Source organism: Streptomyces liliifuscus, from assembly GCF_016598615.1.
In the GTDB taxonomy this organism is placed as follows: Bacteria; Actinomycetota; Actinomycetes; order Streptomycetales; family Streptomycetaceae; genus Streptomyces; species Streptomyces liliifuscus.
The window spans coordinates 3441968-3467881 of sequence record NZ_CP066831.1 but is presented as its reverse complement, the minus strand read 5'-3'; the positions used below and the strand labels follow the sequence as shown (position 1 = coordinate 3467881).

Annotated in this window: 22 protein-coding genes and 1 pseudogene; 17 read left to right on the top strand and 6 right to left on the bottom strand. The window is 70.3% G+C overall.

The window, feature by feature from the left end:
• Nucleotides 1-161: 161 nt before the first annotated feature.
• Complete coding sequence (locus tag JEQ17_RS14550) at nt 162-686, top strand: RICIN domain-containing protein (protein ID WP_200395659.1); 525 nt, start codon at nt 162-164, stop codon at nt 684-686.
• Between the two features lie 109 nt (nt 687-795).
• On the opposite strand, the gene JEQ17_RS14545 is transcribed toward JEQ17_RS14550, so the two are convergent.
• Complete coding sequence (locus JEQ17_RS14545) at nt 796-1530, bottom strand: IclR family transcriptional regulator (protein WP_234048202.1); 735 nt, start codon at nt 1528-1530, stop codon at nt 796-798.
• Between the two features lie 146 nt (nt 1531-1676).
• On the opposite strand from JEQ17_RS14545, the gene JEQ17_RS14540 reads away from it, so the two are divergent.
• From JEQ17_RS14540 to mutM, 8 genes are all read left to right on the top strand, one after another.
• Complete coding sequence (locus JEQ17_RS14540; protein WP_200395657.1) at nt 1677-4604, top strand: AfsR/SARP family transcriptional regulator; 2928 nt, start codon at nt 1677-1679, stop codon at nt 4602-4604.
• A 108-nt stretch (nt 4605-4712) separates the two neighbouring features.
• Complete coding sequence (rsmD, locus tag JEQ17_RS14535) at nt 4713-5300, top strand: 16S rRNA (guanine(966)-N(2))-methyltransferase RsmD (RefSeq protein WP_200395656.1); 588 nt, start codon at nt 4713-4715, stop codon at nt 5298-5300.
• Between the two features lie 26 nt (nt 5301-5326).
• Nucleotides 5327-5806, top strand: coding sequence for a pantetheine-phosphate adenylyltransferase (coaD, locus tag JEQ17_RS14530; protein WP_055616180.1), 480 nt, complete (start codon nt 5327-5329; stop codon nt 5804-5806).
• A 110-nt stretch (nt 5807-5916) separates the two neighbouring features.
• Entirely contained in the window at nt 5917-7008 is a 1092-nt protein-coding gene (locus JEQ17_RS14525) for an ATP synthase F0 subunit B (protein WP_200395655.1), read from the top strand.
• A 128-nt stretch (nt 7009-7136) separates the two neighbouring features.
• A complete protein-coding gene (locus JEQ17_RS14520; RefSeq protein WP_200395654.1) occupies nt 7137-7790 on the top strand; it encodes a YceD family protein in 654 nt (217 codons plus the stop codon).
• Nucleotides 7791-7792: 2 nt separating this feature from the next.
• Nucleotides 7793-7966, top strand: a complete 174-nt coding sequence (gene rpmF / locus JEQ17_RS14515) for a 50S ribosomal protein L32 (RefSeq protein WP_006139588.1) — start codon at nt 7793-7795, stop codon at nt 7964-7966.
• A gap of 19 nt (nt 7967-7985) precedes the next feature.
• Nucleotides 7986-8933, top strand: coding sequence for a ribonuclease III (rnc, locus tag JEQ17_RS14510; protein ID WP_200395653.1), 948 nt, complete (start codon nt 7986-7988; stop codon nt 8931-8933).
• A 150-nt stretch (nt 8934-9083) separates the two neighbouring features.
• A complete protein-coding gene (gene mutM, locus JEQ17_RS14505; protein ID WP_200395652.1) occupies nt 9084-9944 on the top strand; it encodes a bifunctional DNA-formamidopyrimidine glycosylase/DNA-(apurinic or apyrimidinic site) lyase in 861 nt (286 codons plus the stop codon).
• On the opposite strand, the gene JEQ17_RS14500 is transcribed toward mutM, so the two are convergent.
• Both JEQ17_RS14500 and JEQ17_RS14495 read right to left on the bottom strand, forming a co-directional pair.
• Nucleotides 9917-10306, bottom strand: a complete 390-nt coding sequence (locus tag JEQ17_RS14500; protein ID WP_200395651.1) for a winged helix-turn-helix transcriptional regulator — start codon at nt 10304-10306, stop codon at nt 9917-9919. The genes mutM and JEQ17_RS14500 overlap by 28 nt on opposite strands.
• A 92-nt stretch (nt 10307-10398) precedes the next feature.
• Nucleotides 10399-11532, bottom strand: coding sequence for a CAP domain-containing protein (locus tag JEQ17_RS14495; protein ID WP_200395650.1), 1134 nt, complete (start codon nt 11530-11532; stop codon nt 10399-10401).
• A 131-nt stretch (nt 11533-11663) separates the two neighbouring features.
• On the opposite strand from JEQ17_RS14495, the gene JEQ17_RS14490 reads away from it, so the two are divergent.
• From JEQ17_RS14490 to JEQ17_RS14475, 4 genes are all read left to right on the top strand, one after another.
• Nucleotides 11664-11945, top strand: coding sequence for an acylphosphatase (locus JEQ17_RS14490; RefSeq protein WP_143640652.1), 282 nt, complete (start codon nt 11664-11666; stop codon nt 11943-11945).
• Between the two features lie 393 nt (nt 11946-12338).
• On the top strand, nt 12339-12542 hold the full coding sequence (locus tag JEQ17_RS14485) for a hypothetical protein (protein WP_028802434.1): 204 nt from the start codon (nt 12339-12341) through the stop codon (nt 12540-12542).
• Between the two features lie 210 nt (nt 12543-12752).
• Nucleotides 12753-16382, top strand: a complete 3630-nt coding sequence (gene smc, locus JEQ17_RS14480) for a chromosome segregation protein SMC (protein ID WP_200395649.1) — start codon at nt 12753-12755, stop codon at nt 16380-16382.
• A 299-nt stretch (nt 16383-16681) separates the two neighbouring features.
• Nucleotides 16682-18100, top strand: coding sequence for a sugar porter family MFS transporter (locus JEQ17_RS14475; protein ID WP_200395648.1), 1419 nt, complete (start codon nt 16682-16684; stop codon nt 18098-18100).
• Between the two features lie 152 nt (nt 18101-18252).
• On the opposite strand, the gene JEQ17_RS14470 is transcribed toward JEQ17_RS14475, so the two are convergent.
• Complete coding sequence (locus JEQ17_RS14470) at nt 18253-19227, bottom strand: LLM class flavin-dependent oxidoreductase (protein ID WP_200395647.1); 975 nt, start codon at nt 19225-19227, stop codon at nt 18253-18255.
• A 200-nt stretch (nt 19228-19427) separates the two neighbouring features.
• Nucleotides 19428-19858, bottom strand: a pseudogene (locus tag JEQ17_RS14465) (cytosine permease); the annotation flags it as partial.
• Nucleotides 19859-20029: 171 nt separating this feature from the next.
• On the opposite strand from JEQ17_RS14465, the gene ftsY reads away from it, so the two are divergent.
• Nucleotides 20030-21241, top strand: a complete 1212-nt coding sequence (ftsY, locus tag JEQ17_RS14460; protein ID WP_200395646.1) for a signal recognition particle-docking protein FtsY — start codon at nt 20030-20032, stop codon at nt 21239-21241.
• 98 nt (nt 21242-21339) lie between these two features.
• Here the strand turns inward: ftsY and JEQ17_RS14455 are convergent, their stop codons facing one another.
• Nucleotides 21340-21993 carry a bifunctional DNA primase/polymerase gene (locus JEQ17_RS14455; RefSeq protein ID WP_200395645.1) on the bottom strand — a complete coding sequence of 218 codons (654 nt, stop codon included), beginning with the start codon at nt 21991-21993 and terminating at the stop codon, nt 21340-21342.
• A gap of 438 nt (nt 21994-22431) precedes the next feature.
• Between JEQ17_RS14455 and nsdA the strand changes: the two genes are divergently transcribed.
• From nsdA to JEQ17_RS14440, 3 genes are all read left to right on the top strand, one after another.
• On the top strand, nt 22432-23907 hold the full coding sequence (nsdA, locus tag JEQ17_RS14450; RefSeq protein ID WP_200395644.1) for a transcriptional repressor NsdA: 1476 nt from the start codon (nt 22432-22434) through the stop codon (nt 23905-23907).
• Nucleotides 23908-24219: 312 nt separating this feature from the next.
• On the top strand, nt 24220-25560 hold the full coding sequence (locus tag JEQ17_RS14445; RefSeq protein ID WP_200395643.1) for an ammonium transporter: 1341 nt from the start codon (nt 24220-24222) through the stop codon (nt 25558-25560).
• Entirely contained in the window at nt 25557-25895 is a 339-nt protein-coding gene (locus JEQ17_RS14440; protein ID WP_055510557.1) for a P-II family nitrogen regulator, read from the top strand. Before JEQ17_RS14445 ends, JEQ17_RS14440 begins: the two co-directional genes overlap by 4 nt.
• The last annotated feature ends 19 nt before the right edge of the window (nt 25896-25914 follow it).

The window sequence follows — 25914 nt, the reverse complement described above, 5'->3', positions numbered from 1 at the left end:
TCCGCGGAACCCGTCCTGTTAGTCCTGTCAGTCCTGCCCTGAACGCAGCCCCCGTCCGGACCGCTGAGCGGAACAGCACGCGACAGGCGGACGCGGGAGAACCACCCTGGCCATCGGTGGAAGCAACGACCGAACACCGACCGAACGGGGAAGGAATCATCGTGAAAAGTGTCCGTTCACGCCTGGGACTGCGTGTGCTGGGCCTGGCCACCTGTATCGCGACGGTCGCGGTCGGGGTCACCGCGACGTCGGCGGCGGCCCTGAACACCCGCACGTACGAGGAGCTCAAGAACGCGAACATTCACCAGTACTGCCTGGACATGAAGGCCGAGGATCCGGCGGAGGGCGCCCGCGCCCAACTGTGGAACTGCACGAACACTCCCGAGCAGAAGTTCATCCTCGTGGCGTCCGACAGGGGGGACGGGCCGGTCCCGGGGCAGTGGACGATCAGGTCCCAGAGCGCGCGCAAATGCCTGTGGAGCGCCGGCCCGGCAGGGGCTCGGGTCACGCAGCAGGCGTGCTACGAGTACGCCCAGGCGCAGAGCTGGGACCTCAGGCCGAACGGCGAGATCGTCAACATCTACTCCGGGCTGTGCCTCGACACCGTCCAGGACAAGAAGGGCGGCGCTGTCGTCGTGGCGTCGTGCGAAGGTCGCATCGCCCAGCACTGGTTCCACCACCTCTAGAGGGCTGCCAGAGGTCCGTCAGAGGTCTGTCGGCGGTCCTCAGAGGTCCATGTCGTGAATGAGCTGCGCGGCTCCCGTCCGCCGGGAGCCGCGCAGCCGCGAGCCGAGGTCACCGGCCGCGCAGCGCCGCGCTGATGGCGTGGCCGGTTCCCCTGGCGACTTCGCCGAGCCGTTCGAGGTGGTGCGCCGGGTCGGTCAGGACACACAGGGCCGCGACCGGGACGTGGCCCGCCCCGTACAGCGGCACGGCCACACAGCACACTCCCTCCGCCAGCTCCTCCCGGTCGAACGCGACGCCGCGGTCCCGGATCGTGGCCGCCTGCTGCCGCCAGGCCGTCGGGAGCGGCCCCAGCGGGAGGCCGGGCCGTGCCTGTGCCACCAGCACCTTGCCCGCCGCGGTGAACCAGGGCCAGGTCATGCCCTCGCGCAGCGAGCCGAGTGCCTCACCGGCCTCGCCGGGCGTCCAGTCCAGCACCATCGTCCGGCCGCTCCGCAACACGGCGACCCCGACCGTCGTACCGGTGGCACGCACCAGCTGCCGGGCCGGTCCGCGCGCAGCGGCCCGCAGCCCGGGATACGGCTGCCACGAGTGCCCGAGCCGGAACATCCGGTGCCCCATCCGGTAGCCCGTTCCCCGCCGTTCCACGGCCCCCAGCGCGACCAACTGCTCCAGCAGCCGGTATGCGGTCGTCTTGGGCAGCCCGCACTCCGAGGACAGGGCGGTGAGCCCTGCCTCCGTGGCCCGTTCCACCGCCTCCAGCAATGCGAACGCGCCCTCCAGCACGCCCCGTCCGCCGACGCCCGGCGTACCCGTCCCACCCGCTCCCGCCCAAGGTCCGTTCACGTCCATCGCCCCCCGTTGCACAGCCGACAAGCGGACGTCATCAGGTTCGGGCCCGGGTATGGATCGGGACCTTGTCGAGAGGTTGTCGCCGGGGCGAATCTGTGGATGTCCGATGGGGGCAGGGCTGCTCAAGGAGTACCGAAATCATGGTGGAACTACGGATGTTGGGCCCCATCGAGCTGGCCGTGGGGGGCCGGGCGGTGGAGGTGGGGCCTCCGCAGCGCCGTACGGTACTGGCGGCGCTGGCGGTGGACGTCGGCCGACCCGTCACGACGGACGTGATGCTCGAGCGGGTCTGGGGCATGGATCCGCCTCAGGGAGCCCGGCGCGCGGTGTACGCCCACATCGCCCGGATCCGGCGCGTGTGCGAGCAGACCGGTGGTGCCGACGAGCCCCTCTTATGCCTGGTGCGCCGCTCCGGCGGCTACCTGCTGGACGCGGCTCCGGAGCAGGTGGACGTACATCGGTTCCGCCGGCTGATCGACCGGGCTCGGGGACCCGGGCAGCCGGACGGCGAGCGAGCCCTACTGCTGCGTGAGGCGCTCGGCCTGTGGCGTGGCGAGCCGCTGGCCGGTCTGGACGGGCCATGGGCGGTGCGGGTGCGCGAGGCATGGCGGCGTCGGCGGGTGGACGCCGCCATCGGGTGGGCACACGCGGAGTTGCGCATCGGGGATCCCCTGGCCGTGATCGGCCTGCTGCCCGACTTGCTGGGTGAGTATCCCCTGGTGGAGCCGTTGGCCGAGGTACTGATGAGGGCTCTGCACGCTGTCGGGCGCGGCGCGGAGGCGCTGGACCACTACGCCGCGATCCGGCAGCGTCTGGCGGAGGAACTGGGCGCCGACCCGGGCCCGGGCCTGCGGGAGGCCCACCGAGCGATCCTCCAGGGGCACCCGTCCAGGCCCTCTTCGCGGGGAACCCGGGGGCAGCCGCAATCGCTGCTCACACAGGCACAGGCACAGGCACAGGCACAGGCACAGGTCCTGTCCGCGCAGACTCCGGTCGCGCCTCCCACGACCCGGTGGCCTGCATCGCCGGCGACGTGGCCGACCGAGATCCCGGCGCAACTGCCCATCGGCGTACGTGGTTTCACCGGCCGCGGAGAAGAACTCGTCCGTCTGGAGGCGGTCCTGGCCGCAGCGGCGGAGCAGTCGGCCGCGGTGGTGATCTCCGCCGTGTCGGGCACCGCGGGGGTGGGCAAGACCGCGTTGGCCGTGCACTGGGCGCATCGGGTGCGGGAGACCTTTCCCGACGGGCAACTCCATGTGAATCTGCGCGGGTTCGACCCCGGCGGCTCGACGATGGACCCGGCGGAGGCGGTACGGGGCTTCCTCGACGCCTTCGGGGTCCCACCGGCCCGCGTCCCGGCCGGTCTGGAGGCGCAGGTGGGTCTGTACCGGAGTCTGCTGGCCGGCCGACGGGTACTGGTGGTGCTGGACAACGCCCGCGACGCGGAGCAGGTCCGTCCGCTGTTGCCCGGTGCGCCGGGATGTCTGGCACTGGTCACCAGTCGGAACCGGCTCACCAGCCTGGTCGCGGTCGAGGGCGCCCAGCTGCTGACCGTCGACCTGCTCGCCCGCGCGGAGGCCCGGGATCTGTTGACCGGCCGCCTCGGTGCGGACCGGGTGGCCGCCGAGCCCGCTGCCGTGGAGGAGATCGTCGCCCGGTGCGCGGGGCTCCCGCTGGCGTTGGCGGTGGTGGCGGCCCGCGCCGCCGCCCAGCCCCACCTGCCGCTCGCCGCGCTCGCCGGGGAGCTGCGGGAAGCCGGCAGCCCGCTGGACGCCCTGGACGGCGGGGACCCGGCCACTCAGGTGCGGGCCGTGTTCTCCTGGTCCTACCGGACGCTGAGCGCCGACGCCGCCCGGCTCTTCCGGCTGCTCGGCCTCCACCCGGGACCGGACATCGCCCTGCCGGGCGTGGCCGGCCTGGCGGGGGTCCCGGCCGGGCGCGCGCGTGCGCTGATGGCCGAACTGACCCGCGCGCACCTGCTCACCGAGCACGCTCCGGGCCGGTACGCCTGCCACGACCTGCTGCGCGCCTACGCCACCGAACTGGTGGACACGGTGGACACCGAGACCGACCGGTACGCGGCGACGCACCGGATGCTCGACCACTACCTGCACACCGCCCGCACCGCCGACGCGTTGCTGACGCCCTACGAGCGAAAACTGATCACCCTGCCTCCTGCCCTGCCGGGCGCCGTCCCCGAGGAACCCTCGAACCACCAGGAGGCGAAGGCCTGGTTCGTCGCCGAGCACCCCGTCCTGCTCGCCGCGATCGAACGGGCCCCGGCCACCGGCTTCGACACCCACGCCTGGCAGCTCGCCTCGACGCTGACCAGCTTTCTCGACCGGCACGGGTACTGGCCGGCGCTGGCGGCCGCCCAGGCCACTGCTCTGGACTCCGCACGGCGCCGGGGAGACCGGGCCGGACAGGCCAATGCCCACCGGGGTTTCGGGATCGCCCAGGACCGGCTGGACCACCCGGACGACGCCCGCACCCACTACCAGCTCGCCCTGGACCTGTTCGGTGAACTCGGCAGCCACCCCGGTCAGGCCCGCGCGCATCTGCACCTCGCCCGGCTGTCCGGGGCCCAGGGAGACTCCCGGCAGGCACTCGGACACGCCCACCACAGCCTCGGTCACTCCCGGGCCGCCGACGACCGGGCCGGACAGTCGGCCGCTCTCAATCACATCGGCTGGTTCCGCGCTCGGCTGGGAGACCATCACCGGGCCCTCACGGACTGTCGGCAGGCCCTCGCACTCACCCTGGAGACCGGGGATCTCCACAGCCAGGGCCACACCTGGGACAGCCTCGGCTACATCCTCCACCACCTCGGTCGGTACGAGGAGGCCGTCGACTGCTACGGGCAGGCACTCGCCCTGTTCCGCAGAACCGGCGACCGCCACAGCGAGGCCACCGGTCTCGCCTACCTCGGAGACACCCACGACACCGCCGCCGACCCCGAGGCCGCCCGCACCGCCTGGACCCGGGCCCGGGTCATCACCGAGGAACTCGGGCTACCGGACACGGACCCGCTGCGCAGCAGGATTCTCAAGCAGCTGATGGCGAGGTGACGGAAGACCTCACGTGCGGAACACGAGAGCCCGGCGGCCCCGGCCGGCGGACACGGGCTCTGAGAGACTGGAGGTGTCCCACCCAGCGCACCGACAGAACGAGAAGAGATGACGCGCGTGATCGCGGGCCGGGCCGGCGGACGCCGCCTGGCCGTCCCGCCGGGAAACGGCACCCGCCCCACCTCCGACCGCGCCCGGGAGGGACTCTTCTCCACCTGGCAGTCCCTGCTCGGCGGCCCCCTGGAAGGCGACCGCGTCCTCGACCTGTACGCGGGCTCCGGCGCCGTCGGCCTGGAGGCGCTGAGCCGCGGCGCCGGACACACCCTCCTCGTGGAGGCCGACGCCCGCGCGGCCCGCACGATCCGGGAGAACGTGAAGGCACTGGGCCTCCCCGGCGCCGAGGTCAGACCGGGCAAAGCGGAACAGATCATCCGCGCGGCGGCGCCGGCAGCCCCGTACGACCTCGTCTTTCTCGATCCGCCGTACGCCGTCACGGACGACGATCTTCGCGAGATCCTGCTCACACTCCGCTCCGGGGGCTGGCTCGCGGGCGAAGCGCTCGTCACCGTTGAGCGCAGTACTAGAGGCGGCGAATTCCGGTGGCCCGACGGCTTCGAGGCATTGAGGTCCCGTCGCTACGGCGAGGGAACGTTTTGGTACGGTCGCGCCGCCTCTACGTGCGAAGACGCACGATGACCGGACCGGAGAGCGAGGGATCTCAAGTGCGCCGCGCCGTCTGTCCCGGGTCGTTCGACCCGATTACCAACGGACATCTCGACATCATCGCCCGAGCTTCCAAGCTGTACGACGTCGTGCACGTCGCGGTGATGATCAATCAGTCCAAGAGGGGCCTGTTCGAGATCGAGGAGCGGATCGACCTGATCCGCCAGGTCACCGCGGAGTTCGGCAACGTCGAGGTGGAGTCCTTCCACGGCCTCCTCGTCGACTTCTGCAAGGAGCGCGACATCCCGGCCATCGTCAAGGGCCTGCGCGCGGTCAGCGACTTCGACTACGAGCTGCAGATGGCCCAGATGAACAACGGCCTCTCCGGTGTCGAGACCCTCTTCGTCCCGACCAACCCCACCTACAGCTTCCTGTCCTCCTCGCTGGTCAAGGAGGTCGCGACCTGGGGCGGCGACGTCGCCCACCTGGTGCCGCCGGTGGTCCTGGAAGCGCTCAGGGAGCGGCTCAAGAAGGACTGACGGAGCCCCGGGCACCTGACAGTGCGTCACCCGGTGTCGGGAGGGGCGGGTGTGGTCGTACAGTCGAGGCGTCCGTCTCCATCACAGCTGTAGAGAGTGGCGAGCACACGGTGGACGTGCAGAAGAAGCTCGATGAGATCGTCTCGGCGGTCGGCAGCGCCCGTTCCATGCCCATGTCGGCCTCGTGCGTGGTCAACCGCGCCGAGCTCCTCTCCCTGCTCGAAGAGGTGCGCCAGGCGCTGCCCGGCTCCCTCGCCCAGGCCGAGGAGCTGATCGGCGGCCGCGAGCAGATGGTCGAGCAGGCCCGCCTGGAGGCCGAGCGGATCATCGAGTCCGCGCACGCCGAGCGCGGCAGCCTGATCTCCGACACCGAGGTCGCCCGCCGCTCGCAGAACGAGGCGGACCGCATCCTCTCCGAGGCCCGCAAGGAGGCCGAGGACGTCCGCGCCGAGGCCGACGAGTACGTCGACTCCAAGCTCGCCAACTTCGAGGTCGTCCTCACCAAGACCCTCGGCTCCGTCGGCCGCGGTCGCGAGAAGCTCCTCGGCACGGGCCCCGGCACCGACGAGCAGGGCTACGAGGACGAGGACGCTCCCGAGCGCAGCCACGACCCCGAGACCCTGCGCCGCAACGCCGACGAGTACGTCGACGTCAAGCTCGGCGCCTTCGAGGCGGTGCTCGCCAAGACCCTGGACGCCGTCGGCCGCGGCCGCCAGAAGCTGCACGGCCGGATCGCCAGCGACGACCTCGGCGACCTGGGCGGTTTCGCCGAGGACGGCAACGCGCAGCACACCACCGACGCCGAGTACCTGGACGGCCTCTCGGACCTCTCCGAGCGGCCCGCCCAGCCGGCCGTCCAGCCCCAGGCCCCGGAGCCCGTGCCCCAGCAGCAGTACGCCCAGCAGGACGCGTACGCCTATCAGCAGCAGACCGCCGATCCGTACGGGTACCAGCAGCAGTACGCGCAGCAGGACGGATACGGCTACCAGCAGCAGACCGCCGATCCGTACGCCGCCTATCCGCAGCAGCAGGGCTACGACCAGCAGGCCGCGTACGACCCGAACCTTCAGCAGGCGTACGGCCAGTCCCCGCAGGCGCCCCAGCCGCAGCAGGCGCAGGCGAACGCCCTCGACGAGACCAGTCTCTTCGACACCACCATGATCAGCGCGGAGCAGCTCAGGGCGTACGAACAGGGGCGCTGAGGCCGGATTGGGCCGAGAGCGAAAGGTCCAGTACCCTGGTTCTTCGGTCGCGTGTACGTCCGCGATCAACGCTGCCCGGGAAGCACCGAAGGGCAGCGCCCCACAGAGTTTCAAGATCGAAAGCAGGAATGGCCCTGAACGCCCGCCTCGACCACCGCAACCCTCTCGTGTTCGACACACACGAGCTGGGGCGGCGTCCTGGCGCGCTGCAGCGCCTGACCCGTGAGATCGACGCTCCCAAGGATTTCGGTATCCAGGGAGTCATCGGAGTGCCGGAAGGCGCCCCGGTGAAGCTCGGCCTCCGCCTCGAGTCGGTCATGGAAGGTGTGCTTGTCACAGGCACCGCCCGTGCACAGGCCAAGGGGGAGTGCGTAAGGTGTCTGGAGCCGGTCGAGCAGCAGCTCGAAGCGGATTTCCAGGAGATGTTCCCGTACCCTGACGCCGACGACCGGGGCCGTGTGAAAGCGGAGCCGGCCGACGACGCCGAGGACGACGAGGACACGCTCTTCATCGAGGACGGTTTGTTCGACCTCGAACCCGTGCTGCGTGATGCGGTGGTGCTCGCACTGCCGATGCAGCCGGTGTGCCAGGACGACTGCCCCGGCCTGTGCTCCCAGTGCGGAGCCCGGCTCGCGGACGACCCGGACCACCACCACGACGCCGTCGACATCCGTTGGGCGGCACTGCAGGGACTCGCCGGTTCACTCGAAGATGGCGAGAAGGACGAGATCAGTGGCGAAGCGCCTCGACCGGCGCGCGCCAACGAGAAGCAGGAGAAGTAGCCGTGGCTGTTCCGAAGCGGAAGATGTCGCGCAGCAACACGCGCCACCGCCGGTCGCAGTGGAAGGCTGCGGTCCCCACCCTGGTTGCGTGCGAGCGCTGCCACGAGCCCAAGCTGCAGCACATCGCGTGCCCCGCTTGCGGCACCTACAACAAGCGCCAGGTCCTCGAGGTCTGAGCGGCTGGTGAGAGGCTTCATGTCTGACGCCAAGGCGGACGTAAACGCCAAGAAAAAGGCGGACAACACAGCCTCGTCCCACACGCTTCTGGAAGGGCGGCTCGGGTACAAGCTCGAGTCCGCCCTTCTGGTGCGTGCACTGACCCACCGTTCGTACGCGTACGAGAACGGCGGTCTGCCGACCAACGAGCGCCTGGAGTTCCTCGGGGACTCCGTGCTCGGCCTCGTGGTCACGGACACGCTGTACCGAACCCACCCCGACCTGCCTGAAGGCCAACTGGCCAAGCTGCGGGCCGCGGTGGTCAATTCGCGTGCGCTTGCGGAGGTGGGCCGCGGGCTCGAACTCGGCTCCTTCATCCGGCTCGGCCGGGGCGAAGAGGGCACGGGCGGCCGGGACAAGGCGTCCATCCTCGCCGACACCCTTGAAGCGGTGATCGGCGCTGTCTATCTCGACCAGGGTCTCGACGCGGCGGGCGAACTCGTCCACCGTCTCTTCGACCCGCTGATCGAGAAATCCTCGAATCTGGGAGCGGGCCTGGACTGGAAGACCAGTCTCCAGGAGCTCACGGCGACCGAGGGGCTCGGCGTGCCCGAGTACCTGGTCACCGAGACCGGCCCGGACCACGAGAAGACCTTCACTGCTGCTGCCCGCGTCGGAGGCGTCTCGTACGGCACCGGCACCGGCCGCAGCAAGAAGGAGGCGGAGCAGCAGGCCGCGGAGTCCGCGTGGCGTGCGATCCGCTCCGCCGCGGACGAACGCGCGAAGGTGGCGAAGGCCGCGGCGGAGGCCGAGGCGTCCGCCGCCAAGGCCTCCGCGCAGGCCGAGGCCGTTGCGGCAGCCGAAGCTGCCGCGGAGGCCGAGAAGGCCGCGGCAGCCGAGAAGGCCGCAGCCACCAAGGAGGCCGCGGTGGCCGATGAAGCCGTCGAGGCTCCCTCGACGGCGGCATCCGACACCGCTTCCGCCTGAACGATCCGCAGTTCGGCGCTGTGACCGATCGCCCGTCCCCCGTCCGAGGGGGCGGGCGATCGCGTTCGGGGGCGCCGGCGGTACGCTGCGGGCGCGCGGCCCCGGTCCGGGGCGCCCGAGTCGTCGGCCCACGCATCCGGAGGAGAAGCCGTGCCCGAACTGCCCGAGGTCGAGGTCGTACGACGGGGCCTCGAACGCTGGGTCAGCGGACGGATCGTCGCCGATGTGCAGGTGCTGCACCCGCGCGCGGTGCGCCGGCACATCGCGGGCGGTGAGGACTTCGGGGCCCGGCTCAAGGGGCACCGGATCGGACTGGCCCAGCGTCGTGGCAAGTACCTCTGGCTGCCGCTCGCGGACTCCCCGAGTGCCGTTCTCGCGCACCTCGGGATGAGCGGACAACTCCTCGTCCAGCCGCAGGACGCTGTCGACGAGAAGCATCTGCGGATCCGCGTCCGGTTCGAGGACGAGCTCCACACCGAACTCCGTTTCGTCGACCAACGCACCTTCGGAGGGCTGTCGTTGCACGAGACGTCGCCCGACGGGCTGCCCGACGTCATCGCGCACATCGCCCGCGACCCGCTGGACCCGCTGTTCGACGACGACGCGTTCCACGAGGCGCTGCGGCGTCGGCGTACGACGGTCAAACGCGCCCTGCTGGACCAGTCGTTGATCAGCGGCGTCGGCAACATCTATGCGGACGAGGCGCTTTGGCGTGCGCGGCTGCACTACGAGCGCCCCACCACCGGGTTCACACGCCCGCGCACGGCCGAACTCCTGGGCCACGTACGGGATGTGATGAACGCCGCCCTCGCCGTCGGCGGCACCAGTTTCGACAGCCTCTACGTCAACGTGAACGGGGAGTCGGGGTACTTCGACCGCTCGCTCGACGCGTACGGCAGGGAGGGCGAGCCGTGCCGGCGCTGCGGCACCCTGATGCGGCGCAGGCCCTGGATGAACCGGTCCAGCTACTTCTGCCCGCGCTGTCAGCGGCCCCCGCGCGCCGTGTCGTAACGCTCGCGCGCTTCCAGAATGCCGTCCATGTGTCCCTGCACGAAGTGGATGAGGGACAGCAGCCGCTCGGCGACCTCGCGGCCCAGCGGCGTCAGTTCGTAGTCCACCCGCGGCGGATTCGTCGGCTGTGCCTCGCGGTGCACCAGGCCGTCGCGCTCCAGCGCGTGCAGGGTCTGGGACAGCATCTTCTCGCTGACGCCGTCGACGCGCCGGCGCAGTTCGTTGAAACGGAACGAGCCCTCGTACAGCGCCCCCAGCGTGAGCGCGCCCCAGCGCCCCGTCACGTGCTCCAGCGTGCCCCGGGACGGGCACGCCTTGGAGAACACGTCGAACGCGAAGGTCGGCTGTTCCGTCAGGTCCATGCGCCCAGAATACTCGCCGCAGCGCAAACTACAGAGGGGGCGCTAACTTTTCGTTAGCGTCCCCTCCGGTGTCCTTCTGTGGTTCCGCGCGGCTAATAGCCGAAGTCCTGCGTCCACCAGGGGCCGCCCGACGCGAAGTGCGCGCCGACGCCCAGGGTCTTGAAGTCGCAGTTCAGGATGTTCGCGCGGTGGCCGGGGCTGTTCATCCAGGCCTCCATCACCGCGGCGGCGTCGGCCTGGCCGCGGGCGATGTTCTCCCCGCCGAGGTTCGCTATGCCGAGCTTCTCCGCGCGGTCCCAGGGGGAGGCCCCGCTCGGGTCCGTGTGGTCGAAGAAGCCCCGCGCGGCCATGTCCTCGCTGAATGACTCGGCCAGCGCCGCCAGCGTGCTGGACGCGGTCACCGGGCTGCAGCCGGCCTTCGCCCGCTCCTCGTTGACCAGCGACAACACCTCGGCCTCGGCCTTGGACGCGGTGGACACGGCCTTCGACGGAGCCTTCTCGGGTGCCTTCTTCTCCGGCGCCTTGGTGGTCGGCTCGGTCTTCGGCTTCTCCTTGACGGGAGCCTTGGTCGACGGCTTCGCGGAGGGAGTCTTCGTCTCGGTCTTCTCCGGGGCCTTCGTCGGCGAGACCGACGGGGACGCGGAGCGCTCCAGGTCACGGCTCGTGCCCGAGTCCTCGCGCTCGTCCGTGGTGCCGTCCGTGCCGCCCTGGGTCTGCACGTCGCTCGGCGTGTCCTGGGCGCGGACCTTGTCCGCGTTGCCCCCGCCGATCGAGAGGCTGTCGCTGCCCGGTATCAGCCCGGAGGCGACCGCGACGGCACCCATCGCGACGGCGGCCGAGACACCGAGCAGACCGGTGCGTACGGGCGTCACGTTCTTCTTGCGGCGGCGGTGGCCGCGCCCGGAGCCGCCGTCCGGCGCATAGCCGGTCGTGGCGTGGGTGGCCGGGTCCGCGGCGAAGAGGTAGGTGTCGCTCTTCGAGTAGAGGTCGCCGGTCTCGTGTATGCCGCCCGGCGAGTCGTACATGCCCGCGGTCGCGTAGGGGCTGCCGTTCAGGTAGTCCCCGGCGGTCAGGTGGTCACCCGCGGTCGCGTAGTCGCCCTCACCCGCGTAATCACCCGAGTCTGCCGCCGCGTAACCGCCCGCGTATGTATCGTACGTTTGTGTGACCCCGGTGGCGCGGCCTGTGGCGGCGCGGCCGGCGGCGGAGCGTCGGTGGCGTCCCATCTCCTGGCCTTCCTCATCCTTGCGGTCAACGTTCCTCACCCGAACGAGTGAGGCTCATTGGGTCGGGACGGTACCCCATGGCGCAAGGGGAGGAAGTGCTCCGAGAGCATTTGGCCGGTTAGCGTGCAGCCATGAGCGAGGATGTAAGGCTGGTCGCGTGGGTACGCGGACGGGTCCAAGGTGTGGGTTTCCGCTGGTACACGCGGGCCAAGGCGCTGGAGATCGGCGGCCTGAGTGGTTTTGCTCTCAATTTGGGGGACGGACGGGTCCAAGTGGTCTCCGAAGGCCCTCGCGCCGGATGCCAGCGACTCCTCGACTGGCTCCAGGGGGACGACACGCCGGGCCGCGTCGACGGAGTCACTGAGATTTGGGACACCCCCCGCGGCGGCTACGACGGCTTCGCCATCCGGTGAGATCCACTCCGCTCCACCGGTCGCAACACCCCTGGCAGCGGGCGCGGGGCGTGCGCCGGGCACCTGCCACAGGCAGAAAGCGCCTGGTGGTTGCCAAGAATCGCTTGTCGTGGCAGGCTCCGCGAGTAAGGATGATCTCTACGCCCCCAGGGCCCCGAAACAGTGGCCGCGCCGCCCGTTCTCAAGCCGCGCGCCCCGGGTTGGCCCCCAATACGGGGCGTGATCGTGTTGACCGTCAAACTTTTTGGTGAGACGCTGAAAGTCCCCGCGCACCTTAGCTGTTTGGCATGTAAGAGCGGCAGCAAAAACTCGTCAGTGCCAAGCATCGCGGGTGCGATTCCCTCACGACCCACACCGCTTCGGTCGGTCACTCAGTGTGGAGGACCATCCATCATGGCAAAGGCGCTTCTCGGTTACGTCGGCGGCTCCGACCCGCGACTCATTGCCGAGATGCGACGGCTCCAGCAGCGCGTCCAGGACCTGGAATCCGAGCTCGTACGGATCCAGGCCGAGAACGACGCGCTCGCGGCTGCCGCTTCTCACGACTCGCTTCTCGAAAGCATCGACGTACCCCAGGCGGAGCCTGCGCTCACCTGATCACTGAATCGCATCGCGCCACCAGTGAACAGGCTGCCCGTGTCAGCCGCTGACAGAGTTGCAAGGGACGCTTCGGCGTCCCTTCTTTCTTGTCTTTCTTGCCCCCGCGCACTCTTTCACTGTCTTTAACGTTTGGTGTGCCCTGCACGTTCAAGGGTGAAACCGCGCGGTCATGGAGTGAGACCCACCCGGAAGGTAGAGTCCGGCTGCGTGCACCTCAAGGCCCTGACCCTGCGCGGGTTCAAATCGTTCGCCTCGGCGACCACGCTGCGGTTCGAGCCGGGCATCACCTGTGTCGTGGGCCCCAACGGCTCGGGCAAGTCCAATGTCGTGGACGCCCTCAGCTGGGTCATGGGTGAGCAGGGCGCCAAGTCGCTGCGCGGCGGCAAGATGGAGGACGTCATCTTCGCCGGCACCACCGGGCGGCCCCCGCTCGGCCGCGCCGAGGTGTCCCTGACCATCGACAACTCCGACGGCGCGCTGCCCATCGAGTACGCCGAGGTCACCATCACGCGGATCATGTTCCGCAACGGCGGCAGCGAGTACCAGATCAATGGCGACACGTGTCGCCTCCTCGACATCCAGGAACTCCTCTCCGACTCCGGCATTGGCCGCGAGATGCACGTCATCGTCGGACAGGGCCAGCTCGACTCCGTCCTGCACGCCGATCCGATGGGCCGCCGCGCCTTCATCGAAGAGGCAGCGGGCGTTCTCAAGCACCGCAAGCGCAAGGAGAAGGCGCTGCGGAAGCTGGACGCGATGCAGGCCAACCTCGCGCGTGTGCAGGACCTCACGGACGAACTGCGGCGCCAGCTGAAGCCGCTGGGCCGGCAGGCCGCCGTCGCCCGCCGGGCCGCCGTGATCCAGGCCGACCTCCGCGACGCCCGCCTCCGGCTGCTCGCCGACGATCTCGTACGGCTCCGGGGCGCGCTCCGGGCCGAGGTCGCCGACGAGGCCGCGCTCAAGGAACGCAAGGAGGCGGCCGAGGCCGAGCTGAAGAAGGCGCTCCAGCGGGAGGCGATGCTGGAGGACGAGGTACGGCGGCTCACCCCGCGCCTGCAGAGAGCACAGCAGACCTGGTACGAGCTGTCGCAGCTGGCCGAGCGGGTGCGCGGCACGATCTCCCTGGCGGACGCCCGGGTCAAGAGCGCGACCGCCCAGCCGCCGGAGGAGCGGCGCGGGCGCGACCCCGAGGACATGGAGCGCGAGGCCGCCCGGATCCGTGAGCAGGAGGCCGAGCTCGAAGCCGCCCTGGAGGCCGCCGAGCGGGCCCTGGAGGACACCGTCTCCCACCGGGCCGACCTCGAGCGCGAACTGGCCGTGGAGGAGCGTCGCCTGAAGGACGTGGCCCGCGCCATCGCCGACCGCCGCGAAGGTCTGGCCCGGCTGAACGGGCAGGTCAACGCGGCCCGTTCACGCGCCGCCTCCGCCCAGGCGGAGATCGACCGGCTCGCCTCCGCCCGCGACGAGGCGCAGGAACGGGCTGTCGCCGCCCAGGAGGAGTACGAGCAGCTCAAGGCCGAGGTCGACGGCCTGGACGCGGGCGACGAGGAACTCGCCGAGCGGCACGAGACGGCCAAGCGCGCCCTCGCCGACGCCGAGTCCGCCCTGACCGAGGCCCGTGAGGCCGCCACCGCGGCCGAACGCAAGCGCGCGGCCACGCAGGCCCGCCACGAGGCGCTGTCCCTGGGGCTTCGCCGGAAGGACGGCACCGGGGCGCTGCTCGTGGCGAAGGACCGGCTGACGGGTCTGCTGGGTCCGGCGGCCGAACTGCTCTCCGTCACACCCGGCCACGAGGTTCCGGTCGCGGCGGCCTTCGGTGCGGCGGCGGACGCGATCGCGGTGACCAGCCCGTCCGCGGCGGCGGACGCCATCCGCCTGCTCCGTAAGCAGGACGGGGGACGGGCGGCGCTGTTGCTGGCGGGGGCGCCGGACGCTCCCGCCGCCGGGGAAGCGTCCGGCGACACCGGCGGCGTACCGGGAGGGGCCGGAGAGGGCGCCCGTGGGACGTTCTCCGGGGGAGATCCGGAGCGCGGCGGTCCGCCGTTCGCCGCCGATCTTGTCCGTGGGCCCTCCGATCTCATGCCTGCCGTACGCCGGCTGCTGCGGGGCATCGTCGTGGTCGGGACGCTGGAGGACGCCGAGGATCTCGTCTACTCCCGGCCCGAGCTGACCGCGGTGACCGCCGAGGGGGATCTGCTCGGGGCGCACTTCGCCCAGGGCGGTTCCGCCGGGGCGCCGAGCCTGCTCGAAGTACAGGCCTCCGTCGACGAGGCGGCGGCCGAGCTGGAAGAACTGGGCGTGCTGTGCGAGGAGTTGACCGAGGAGCAGCACCGGGCCGCCGAGCTGCGCAGGGAACGGACCGCGCTCGTCGAGGAGTTGGGCGAACGGCGACGGGCCGGTGAGCGGGAGAAGTCCCAGGTCGCCCAGCAGCTCGGGCGGTTGGCCGGGCAGGCGCGGGGCGCCGCGGGAGAGGCCGAGCGGAGCACCGCGGCGGCCGCCCGTGCACAGGAGGCCCTCGAACGGGCCGTGCAAGAGGCGGAGGAGCTGGCCGAACGGCTCGCCGTCGCCGAGGAGATGCCGTTCGAGGAGGAGCCCGACACCTCCGTACGGGACCGGCTCGCGGCCGACGGGGCCAACGCCCGGCAGACCGAGATGGAGGCCCGGCTCCAGACACGTACGCACGAGGAGCGGGTCAAGGGGCTTGCCGGGCGGGCCGATTCGCTGGACCGGGCCGCGCGCGCCGAACGTGAGGCACGCGCGCGTGCCGAGCAGCGCAAGGCACGGCTGCGGCACGAGGCCGCCGTCGCCGGGGCCGTCGCCTCCGGTGCGCGGCAGCTCCTCGCGCACGTCGAGGTCTCGCTCGCCCGGGCGGACGAGGAGCGTACGGCCGCGGAGCGCGCCAAGGCGCGGCGCGAGCAGGACCTCGTCGTCGCCCGGAACGAGGGCCGCGACCTGAAGGCCGAGCTCGACAAGCTCACGGACTCGGTGCACCGCGGCGAGGTACTCGGGGCCGAGAAGCGGATGCGGATCGAGCAGCTGGAGGCCAAGGCGCTGGAGGAGCTGGGCGTCGAACCGGCGGGACTGATCGCGGACTTCGGGCCCGACCAGCTCGTACCGCCCTCCCTGCCTGCCGAGGGCGAGGAGCTGCCGGAGGATCCCGAGCATCCGCGCAACCAGCCCCGCCGCTTCCACCGCGCCGAGCAGGAGAAGCGGCTCAAGTCCGCCGAACGGGCCTACCAGCAGCTGGGCAAGGTCAATCCGCTCGCCCTGGAGGAGTTCTCCGCGCTGGAGGAGCGCCACAAGTTCCTCAGCGAGCAGCTGGAGGACCTGAAGAAGACGCGTGCCGATCTTCTTCAGGTGGTGAAGGAGGTCGACGAGCGGGTCGAGCAGGTCTTCACGCAGGCGTTCTGGGACACGGCTCGGGAGTTCGAAGGGGTCTTCAGCCGGCTGTTCCCGGGTGGGGACGGGCGGCTGATCCTCACCGATCCCGACAACATGCTCACCACGGGCGTCGATGTCGAGGCGCGGCCGCCGGGGAAGAAGGTCAAGCGGCTGTCGCTGCTGTCCGGCGGGGAGCGGTCGCTGACCGCCGTGGCCATGCTCGTGTCGATCTTCAAGGCGCGGCCCAGTCCGTTCTATGTGATGGACGAGGTCGAGGCGGCGCTGGACGACACGAATCTTCAGCGGCTGATCCGGATCATGCAGGAGCTGCAGGAGGCTTCGCAGTTGATCGTGATCACGCATCAGAAGCGGACGATGGAAGTCGCTGACGCGCTGTATGGCGTGTCCATGCAGGGGGATGGTGTTTCCAAGGTGATCAGTCAGCGGTTGCGGTAGCGCCGGGCGGTCGGTCGTCTTTCGGGTGCGGGTTCGTTGTGGCTGGTCGCGCAGTTCCCCGCGCCCCCTACGGAGCGTCTCGTTTCCGTATCTTCAAGAGTTGAACACATCCTCGTCACCATGGGTCTCGTTGGTCACATCCACCCCCTCTTGACTTCGAAACTTGAAGGCATAGTCTCGACGGCGTTGCTTTTACCTTCAGGTGGTGGGCGGCGTAAACGTGTGCGCCACTGGAAACACCGTCCTGAAGGGCTCGCCCCCACCCCCGGCAGTGAGGCCGGTGGCCCGAGGAGTTACACGTGACCAGCTCAGCGCAGCCGCTCAAGTCAGGAGCCCGCGAGGCTCACCCCGAACACCTCGGGCACGTCATCTTCATCGCGGCGGCGGCCGCGATGGGCGGTTTTCTCTTCGGTTACGACAGTGCCGTGATCAACGGCGCGGTCGAGGCCATCCGGCACCGCTACGACATCGGCTCCGCGGCCCTCGCCCAGGTCATCGCCATCGCGCTGATCGGCTGTGCGATCGGCGCCGCCACCGCGGGCCGGATCGCCGACCGCATCGGCCGTATCCGCTGCATGCAGATCTCGGCCGTGCTCTTCACCGTCAGTGCCGTCGGCTCCGCGCTGCCCTTCGCCCTGTACGACCTGGCCTTCTGGCGGGTCGTCGGCGGCTTCGCCATCGGTATGGCCTCGGTCATCGGCCCGGCCTACATCGCCGAGGTCGCCCCCGCCGCGTACCGGGGACGGCTCGGCTCCTTCCAGCAGGCCGCGATCGTCATCGGCATCGCCATCTCGCAGCTGGTCAACTGGGGCATCCTGAACGCCGCCGGTGGCGACCAGCGCGGCGAGATCATGGGCCTGGAAGCCTGGCAGGTCATGCTCGGCGTCATGGTCATCCCGGCCGTCCTGTACGGGCTGCTGTCGTTCGCGATCCCCGAGTCGCCGCGCTTTCTGATCTCCGCGGGCAAGGACGAGCGCGCCCGTGAGGTGCTGCGCGAGGTCGAGGGCGACAACGTCGACCTGGACGCCCGCGTCGCCGAGATCGAGCACGCCATGAAGAGCGAGCACAAGTCGGTCTTCAAGGACCTGCTGGGCGGGACCTTCTTCTTCAAGCCGATCGTCTGGATCGGCATCGGCCTCTCGGTCTTCCAGCAGTTCGTCGGCATCAACGTCGCGTTCTACTACTCCTCGACGCTGTGGCAGTCGGTCGGCGTCGACCCGTCCGAGTCCTTCTTCTACTCGTTCACGACCTCGATCATCAACATCGTCGGCACCGTGATCGCGATGATCTTCGTCGACCGGATCGGCCGCAAGCCGCTCGCGCTCATCGGCTCCGTGGGCATGGTCATCGGGCTTGGCCTGGAGGCCTGGGCCTTCTCGTTCGACCTCGTCGACGGCAAGCTGCCAGCCACGCAGGGCTGGGTCGCCCTGATCGCCGCCCATGTGTTCGTGCTCTTCTTCGCCCTCTCCTGGGGTGTCGTCGTCTGGGTCTTCCTCGGCGAGATGTTCCCGAACAAGATCCGCGCCGCCGCCCTCGGCGTCGCGGCCTCCGCACAGTGGATCGCCAACTGGGCCATCACCGCGAGCTTCCCGTCGCTGGCCGACTGGAACCTCTCCCTGACCTACGTGATCTACACGGTCTTCGCCGCGCTCTCCATCCCGTTCGTGCTCAAGTTCGTGACGGAGACCAAGGGCAAGACCCTGGAGGAGATGGGCTAGGCCCGTCCGTCCGGCGGGCCTCCGCGGGTCGCGACGCGCGAGTCCTCGCCGGTTCCCCGAACTCGGGGAGAAGGGCCAAGTCCCCGCTGCCCCTCTCCCCGTATCCGTAGGACGTACTGCCCCGGCTCGGCCTCGAAGATCCGCCCCAGGATCTACAGGCCCTTGAGCCGGGGCAGTACGTTCTCGCAGAACAGGTGCATGCTGCGCCAGCCCTCGTCGACCGGCATCCCGCCGGACAGCGGATGCAGTACGTAGCTGTCGAGGCCCTGTGCCAGGCACTCGTCCGGCGTAACGATCCGGTAGACGCCCTCGGCGCGTAGCTCGTCGACCGTCGTGGCCGCCGACCTCACCGCCGAGCGGATGTCGGACGACTGCCAGGAGGCGTACGTCCTCGCCTCGTGCAGGAAGTGCTCGCCGTGCTCGGCCCATACGCGGTCCGGGTCCTCGGCGAGGTGCAGGAGAGGGGTGACCGCCGAGGGCATCATGGTCCAGCCCTCCTTGCCGTACTCGACCAGCCGCTCCTTGTAGTAGGCCTCCAGCTCCGGCAGATGCGCGCTCGGGAAGAACGGCAGTCCGAGCCGGGCCGCGCGCCGGGCCGCCGCCTTGGAGGAGCCGCCGACCAGCAGCAGGGGGTGCGGATCAGAGAAGGGGCGCGGTGTGACCCGTGCCGTACGGCCCCGGTACTCGAACTCCTCGCCGGTCCATGCCTTCAGCAGGGTCTCCAGGAGCTCGTCCTGGAGACGGCCGCGTCGCTTCCACTCCACGTCGAAGATCGCGTACTCCTCGGGCCGGTAGCCGATCCCCGCGACCGTGATCAGCCGGCCGCCGCTCAGCAGGTCGAGTACGGCGATGTCCTCGGCCAGCCGCAGTGGATCGTGCAGCGGGCCGATGATCGCTGAGACGGTGACCGCGATGCGCCGGGTCGCGCCGAAGACCGCGCCCGCGAAGGTGAACGGCGAGGGCAGCCAGTTGTTGTCGACGCCGTGGTGCTCCTCGGTCTGCACGGTGGTCATCCCGCGGTCGTCGGCGTAAGTGGCCATCTCCAGCGCGGCCTTGTAGCGGGCGCTGAGCGAGGCGGGTGTCGCGCCGGGCTCAACGAGGTTGAAACGTACGACCGTTGCGGGCATGGGAAAGTCCCCCTTCGCCGAGCCGGGTGGGGTGCCGGTGATGTCGGTGCAGGGGGACGGTAGCTGACGGATCGTCAGACAGCCAGAGCGGCGGGCTTCTTGGCCGACTCCGACTCGGACTCCGACGTCGACTCCGACTCCGACTCCGACTCCGGCCCCGGCCCCGGCCCCGGCCCCGGCCCCGGCCCCGGCCCCGGCCCCGGCCCCGGCTCGGGCGCGGTCATCGCGGGCTTCGGGAGCAGCGCGTACAGGAGGAAGGAGACGACGATGGTGGCCACCCGGCCGAGGCCGTACTCGCCGACCGGGTTGCCGGAGGCCGGCGGTCCGGTGAATCGGTCGGACGTGGTGAAGAGGAGTCCCGCACCCGGGCCGACGGCCCACGCGGCGACCGCGGCCCGGGCGAAGCCGCCGCGGTACCGGTAGGCGCTGGTGCGCGTGGTGTCGAGCAGCGCCTTCGCGTCGTACCCCGGCGGCGCAGCATGTCCGCCCCGCAGACGCCGACCCAGGCGGAGAACGCGACCGCGAGCATCGACAGGAACGCGATGAACGAGCTCATGAAGCTGGTCGCGAAGAGCATCAGGACGCCGCCGAGGACCAGCGAGATCACCGCGTTCACCGGCACGGCCCAGTGGACGCTGTGCGTACCGTGACGCATCCGATACCGGGTGCGCTGTGACTCCGCCCCTGAGGGGCTTCCGGCCGACACAGGAACGGGCGGCGGGCCGATCCGGCCGGTGGGGCATGCAGCCCCGCGCTCGGAAACGAACGGCCGAGCGGGAGGTCACGCCATACTGGAGCTGTTATGGAAATCGTCATCCTTGCTGTAGTCATCGCCGTGGTCGTGATCGGCGCGCTCGGCGGGCTCGTCATCGGCAGCCGCAAGCGGAAGCAGCTGCCCCCGTCGCCCCCCGCCGCCCCCGACATCACCGCTCCGCCGGCCGAGCCGCATATCGGCGACGAGGCCGAGACGCCGCGCGACGAACCGCGCCGCACGATAGAGGAGGTGGATCTTCCGGACACCTCGTCGGGCGCGCCGGTCGCCGTCGACGAGCCCGCGCCGGTGGTCGAAGCGCCCCCGGTCGAGATCCCGGAGCCGACCGCGGGCCGCCTGGTCCGCCTGCGCGCCCGCCTCTCCCGCTCGCAGAACGCGCTCGGCAAGGGGCTGCTCACGCTCCTCTCGCGCGAGCACCTCGACGAGGACACCTGGGAGGAGATCGAGGACACCCTGCTCACCGCCGACGTCGGCGTGCAGCCCACCCAGGAGCTGGTCGAGCGGCTGCGCGAGCGCGTACGGGTGCTCGGCACACGCACTCCGGACGAGCTGCGGTCCCTGCTGCGCGAGGAACTGCTCACCCTCCTCGTGCCCGACTTCGACCGCACGGTGAACACCGAGTCCGGTCTGGTCACCCCGGGCATCGTGATGGTCGTCGGGGTCAACGGCACCGGCAAGACCACCACCACCGGCAAGCTCGCGCGCGTGCTCGTCGCCGACGGCAAGCACGTGGTGCTCGGCGCGGCCGACACCTTCCGTGCGGCCGCCGCAGACCAGCTGCAGACCTGGGGCGAGCGCGTCGGCGCCCGTACCGTACGCGGCCCCGAGGGCGGCGACCCCGCGTCCATCGCCTTCGACGCCGTCAAGGAAGGCATCCAGGAGGGCGCGGACGTCGTACTCATCGACACCGCGGGCCGGCTGCACACCAAGACCGGCCTCATGGACGAGCTCGGCAAGGTCAAGCGCGTCGTGGAGAAGCACGCCCCGCTGGACGAGGTGCTGCTCGTCCTGGACGCCACGACCGGTCAGAACGGTCTGGTCCAGGCCCGGGTCTTCGCCGAGGTCGTCGACATCACCGGCATCGTCCTGACCAAGCTCGACGGCACGGCCAAGGGCGGCATCGTCATCGCCGTCCAGCGTGAACTCGGCGTCCCCGTCAAGCTCGTCGGCCTCGGCGAGGGCGCGGACGACCTGGCCCCGTTCGAGCCGGAAGCGTTCGTGGATGCCCTTATCGGAGAGTGACGTCCCGTACGAGAGGTACGTACGCGAGGAAGGGCCCCAGTCCATGGTGCAGATGGAGTGGGGCCCTTCCGTATGGGTTGGTCCATGCGCGCGTTGGTCTACGCGCGCGAGCGATGCGCCACGTACGCCAGCGTCCCCAGCAACAGCCGTGCCGCGGGCGGCTTCGTGGCCGAGTCGAGGGCGGGGGAGCGGAGCCAGTGGACCGGGCCGAGGCCGGCGCGGTCGGAGGGCGGGGCCGTGATGTACGCGCCGGGGCCCAGGCCGTGCAGGTCGAGCGCGGCGTCGTCCCAGCCCATGCGGTAGAGCAGATCGGGCAGTTCGGCCGCGGCGCCGGGAGCGACGAAGAAGTGGGCGCGGCCGTCCGGGGTGGCGATCACGGGGCCCACCGGGAGCCCCATGCGTTCGAGCCGGACCAGGGCACGGCGGCCGGCCGGCTCGGCGACCTCGATGATGTCGAAGGCGCGGCCCACGGGAAGCATCACCGCGGCACCGGGGAACTCGCCCCAGGCCTGCGTCACTTCGCCGAGTGTGGCGCCGGCCGGGACGACGGGGGCGAAGTCCAGGGGGTGCGCGCCGGGTGCCGGGCAGTCGGCCCGGCCGCACGAGCAGGTCCCCGCGGCGGTCCGGGCGCCGGGCGCCACGTCCCAGCCCCACAGCCCCGTGAACTCGGCCACGGCCGTGCACTCCGAGGAGCGGCCGCGGCGACGAGAGCCGGACCGGATTTCGCGGATGCCGCCGATCGTGAAGCCCATGCCCCCTCCAACGGGTCCAGCGCGCCGGTGGTTACGTGACGGAACGGAACCGTAACTCTCTGTTCCCGACCCTGTGCAGTTCATGCGGCGCCCGGTGGTGTCACGGGTGGTGCGTCCGGCTTCGCGCGCCCCGATGTGCATCGCTCCGCCCACTCCCGGCCGTCATGTGTCAAGTGAATCGCGTACAGGCCGCCGGGAGTTCATTCGAAGGGGTGGCGAATGGTGGCGTTTCCGGGATCGCCATGGCTGGAGGGGTGATCGTAGGATTACCGTGAGTGCACGGGTCCTGGGGACGCATGCACTCGCGGGTATGCCGGAGGCAACTCGGCTTCCCGTTCGATGGGTGAGAACCACCGGACGGACGACCATATGTACCGGCATTCTGGTAGGGCTTGGCGCACACAGCGCACAAGTGGGTTCAGGGATGGGGGCGTTCCAGTGGGCGGCAACGGCGGAGGCGGGACGACTGCTGACAAGCGCCCCAATGAGCTGTTGGGCTCGTGGTTCGTGCGCAGCGGTTGGTCCAAGGGTGAGCTGGCGCGGCAAGTCAACCGCAGAGCGCGCCAGTTGGGAGCCAACCACATCTCGACGGACACCTCGCGCGTCCGCCGCTGGCTGGACGGCGAGAATCCCCGCGAGCCCATCCCGCGCATCCTCTCCGAGCTGTTCTCCGAGCGCTTCGGCTGTGTCGTCGCCGTCGAGGACCTGGGCCTGCGCGCCGCGCACCAGTCACCGTCCGTGTCCGGCGTCGACCTGCCCTGGACCGGTCCGCAGACCGTCGCCCTGATCGGTGAGTTCTCGCGCAGCGACCTGATGCTGGCGCGCCGCGGATTCCTCGGCACGTCACTGGCGCTCTCCGCGGGCCCCTCGCTGATCGAGCCCATGCAGCGCTGGCTGGTGCCCAGCCCCGTCACCCCCCGTGAGCAGCCCGAGTCCGCCGCCGCCTCCCGCCGCCCCGGCCGGCTCTCCCAGCCCGAGCTGGACCTCCTCGAATCCACCACGGTCATGTTCCGCCAGTGGGACGCGCAATGCGGCGGCGGCCTGCGCCGCAAGGCGGTCGTCGGCCAGCTGCACGAGGTGACCGACCTCCTCCAGGAGCCCCAGCCCGAGGCCACCACCAGGCGCCTGTTCAAGGTCGCCGCCGAGCTCGCGGAGCTGGCGGGCTGGATGAGCTACGACGTCGGGCTCCAGCCGACCGCCCAGAAGTACTTCGTCCTCGCCCTGCACGCCGCCAAGGAGGCCGCCGACAAGCCGCTCGGCTCGTACGTGCTGTCCAGCATGAGCCGCCAGATGATCCACCTCGGCCGGCCCGACGACGCTCTGGAACTGATCCACCTCGCCCAGTACGGAAGCCGCGACTGCGCGAGCCCCCGAACCCAGTCCATGCTGTATGCGATGGAGGCCCGGGCCTACGCCAACATGGGGCAGCCCGGAAAGTGCAAGCGAGCCGTCCGGATGGCCGAGGACACCTTCGGCGACGCGGTCGAGTCCGGCGAGCCCGAGCCCGACTGGATCCGCTTCTTCTCCGAGGCCGAGCTGCACGGCGAGAACTCCCACTCCTTCCGCGACCTCGCCTACGTCGCGGGCCGCAGCCCCACGTACGCCTCGCTGGCCGAGCCCGTCATGCAGAAGGCCGTGGACCTCTTCGAGAAGGACACCGAGCACCAGCGTTCGTACGCACTCAACCTCGTCGGGATGGGCACGGTGCATCTCCTGCGGCGGGAGCCCGAGCAGAGCACGGTCCTGGTGCGCCAGGCCCTCAGGATCGCCAAGAAGGTGCGCTCCGAGCGGGTCAACACTCGTATCCGAAAAACCGTCGACACGGCTGTACGCGATTTCGGGGATCTCGCCGCCGTGGTGGACCTGACCGAGCAGCTCGCCATCGATCTGCCCGAGACCGCCGAGGCGGTCTGACCCCAGTACCCCGGCCGCGGCCGCCGTCCTTAACAGCCCGACTCGGCTCCCCCATGCCAGGTCATCGGACGGCCGGCCGCGGCCGGTTCCATACCTTCAGTGAAGGTTGCGCCACGATAACGATCGCGCGGACCGGCATCAGCCAGTTCATCGACGCGTAACACACAGGACCTCTTCGTCACTGCGGCGAAACATCGAGGGGTGCCGGTCGAAACGGCGCTGCGCCAATCTCTGGCGCATAACCGGCCCACCCCTCATAACCGCTCATGGCTTCGCCCGCACGGGGCCGTACCAAACGACGAGGAGACGCCGATGGCACCAGCCATCACGCTTGCCGCAGACGCTCCCACGCTGTCTGCCGCCAACACCGGGTTCATGCTCATCTGTTCCGCCCTGGTGCTGATCATGACTCCCGGACTCGCCTTCTTCTACGGAGGCATGGTCCGGGTCAAGAGCACCCTGAACATGTTGATGATGAGCTTCATCAGCATGGGGATCGTCACCATCCTGTGGGTGCTCTACGGCTTCTCGCTCGCCTTCGGCACCGACTCGGGCAGCATCATCGGCTGGTCCTCGGACTACGTGGGCCTCAGCGGAATCGGCATCACGCAGCTCTGGGACGGCTACACCATCCCGATCTACGTCTTCGCCGTCTTCCAGCTGATGTTCGCGATCATCACGCCCGCCCTGATCAGCGGCGCCGTCGCGGACCGGGTGAAGTTCACGGGCTGGGCGCTGTTCGTCGCCCTGTGGGCCACGGTCGTCTACTTTCCGGTCGCGCACTGGGTCTGGGGCGCTGGCGGCTGGGCCTTCGAGCTCGGCGTCATCGACTTCGCCGGTGGTACGGCGGTCCACATCAACGCGGGTGCCGCGGCACTCGGTGTGATCCTCGTGATCGGCAAGCGCGTCGGCTTCAAGAGGGACCCGATGCGCCCGCACAGCCTGCCGCTGGTCATGCTCGGCGCCGGTCTGCTGTGGTTCGGCTGGTTCGGATTCAACGCCGGCTCCTGGCTCGGCAACGACGACGGCGTCGGCGCGCTGATGTTCATCAACACGCAGATCGCCACCGCCGCGGCCATGCTGGCCTGGCTCGCCTACGAGAAGATCCGCCACGGCGCGTTCACCACGCTCGGTGCCGCCTCCGGCGCGGTCGCCGGTCTGGTCGCCATCACCCCGTCGGGTGGTGCGGTCTCCCCGCTCGGCGCGATCGCCGTCGGTGCCATCGCGGGCATCCTCTGCGCCATGGCCGTCGGCCTGAAGTACAAGTTCGGCTACGACGACTCGCTCGACGTCGTCGGCGTCCACCTCGTCGGCGGTGTCGTCGGCTCCCTGCTGATCGGCTTCTTCGCCACCGGTGGCGGCCAGTCCGACGTGGCGGGCCTCTTCTACGGCGGCGGCCTCGACCAGTTCTGGAAGCAGTGCGCCGGTGTCTTCGCGGTCCTCGCCTACTCCCTCGTGGCCTCCGCGGTGCTCGCTTTCCTGATCGACAAGACGATCGGGATGCGCGTCTCCGAGGACGACGAGATCGCGGGCATCGACCAGGCCGAGCACGCCGAGACCGCATACGACTTCAGCGGTGGCGGCGGCGGCGCGTCCTTCAGCGCCGCACCCTCCCCGGCCCAGGGCACTCCGGCCAAGAAGGTGGACGCATGAAGCTCATCACCGCCGTCGTGAAGCCCCACCGGCTCGACGAGATCAAGGAGGCCCTCCAGGCCTTCGGCGTCCACGGCCTCACGGTCACCGAGGCGAGCGGTTACGGTCGTCAGCGGGGGCACACCGAGGTCTACCGCGGTGCCGAGTACACCGTCGACCTCGTTCCCAAGATCCGCATCGAGGTGCTGGTCGAGGACGACGACGCCGAGCAGCTGCTCGACGTCATCGTGAAGGCGGCCCGTACCGGCAAGATCGGGGACGGCAAGGTCTGGTCCGTCCCGGTCGAGACGGCGGTCCGGGTCCGGACCGGCGAGCGCGGACCCGACGCGCTGTAGGCAGAACAAGAACAGGAGC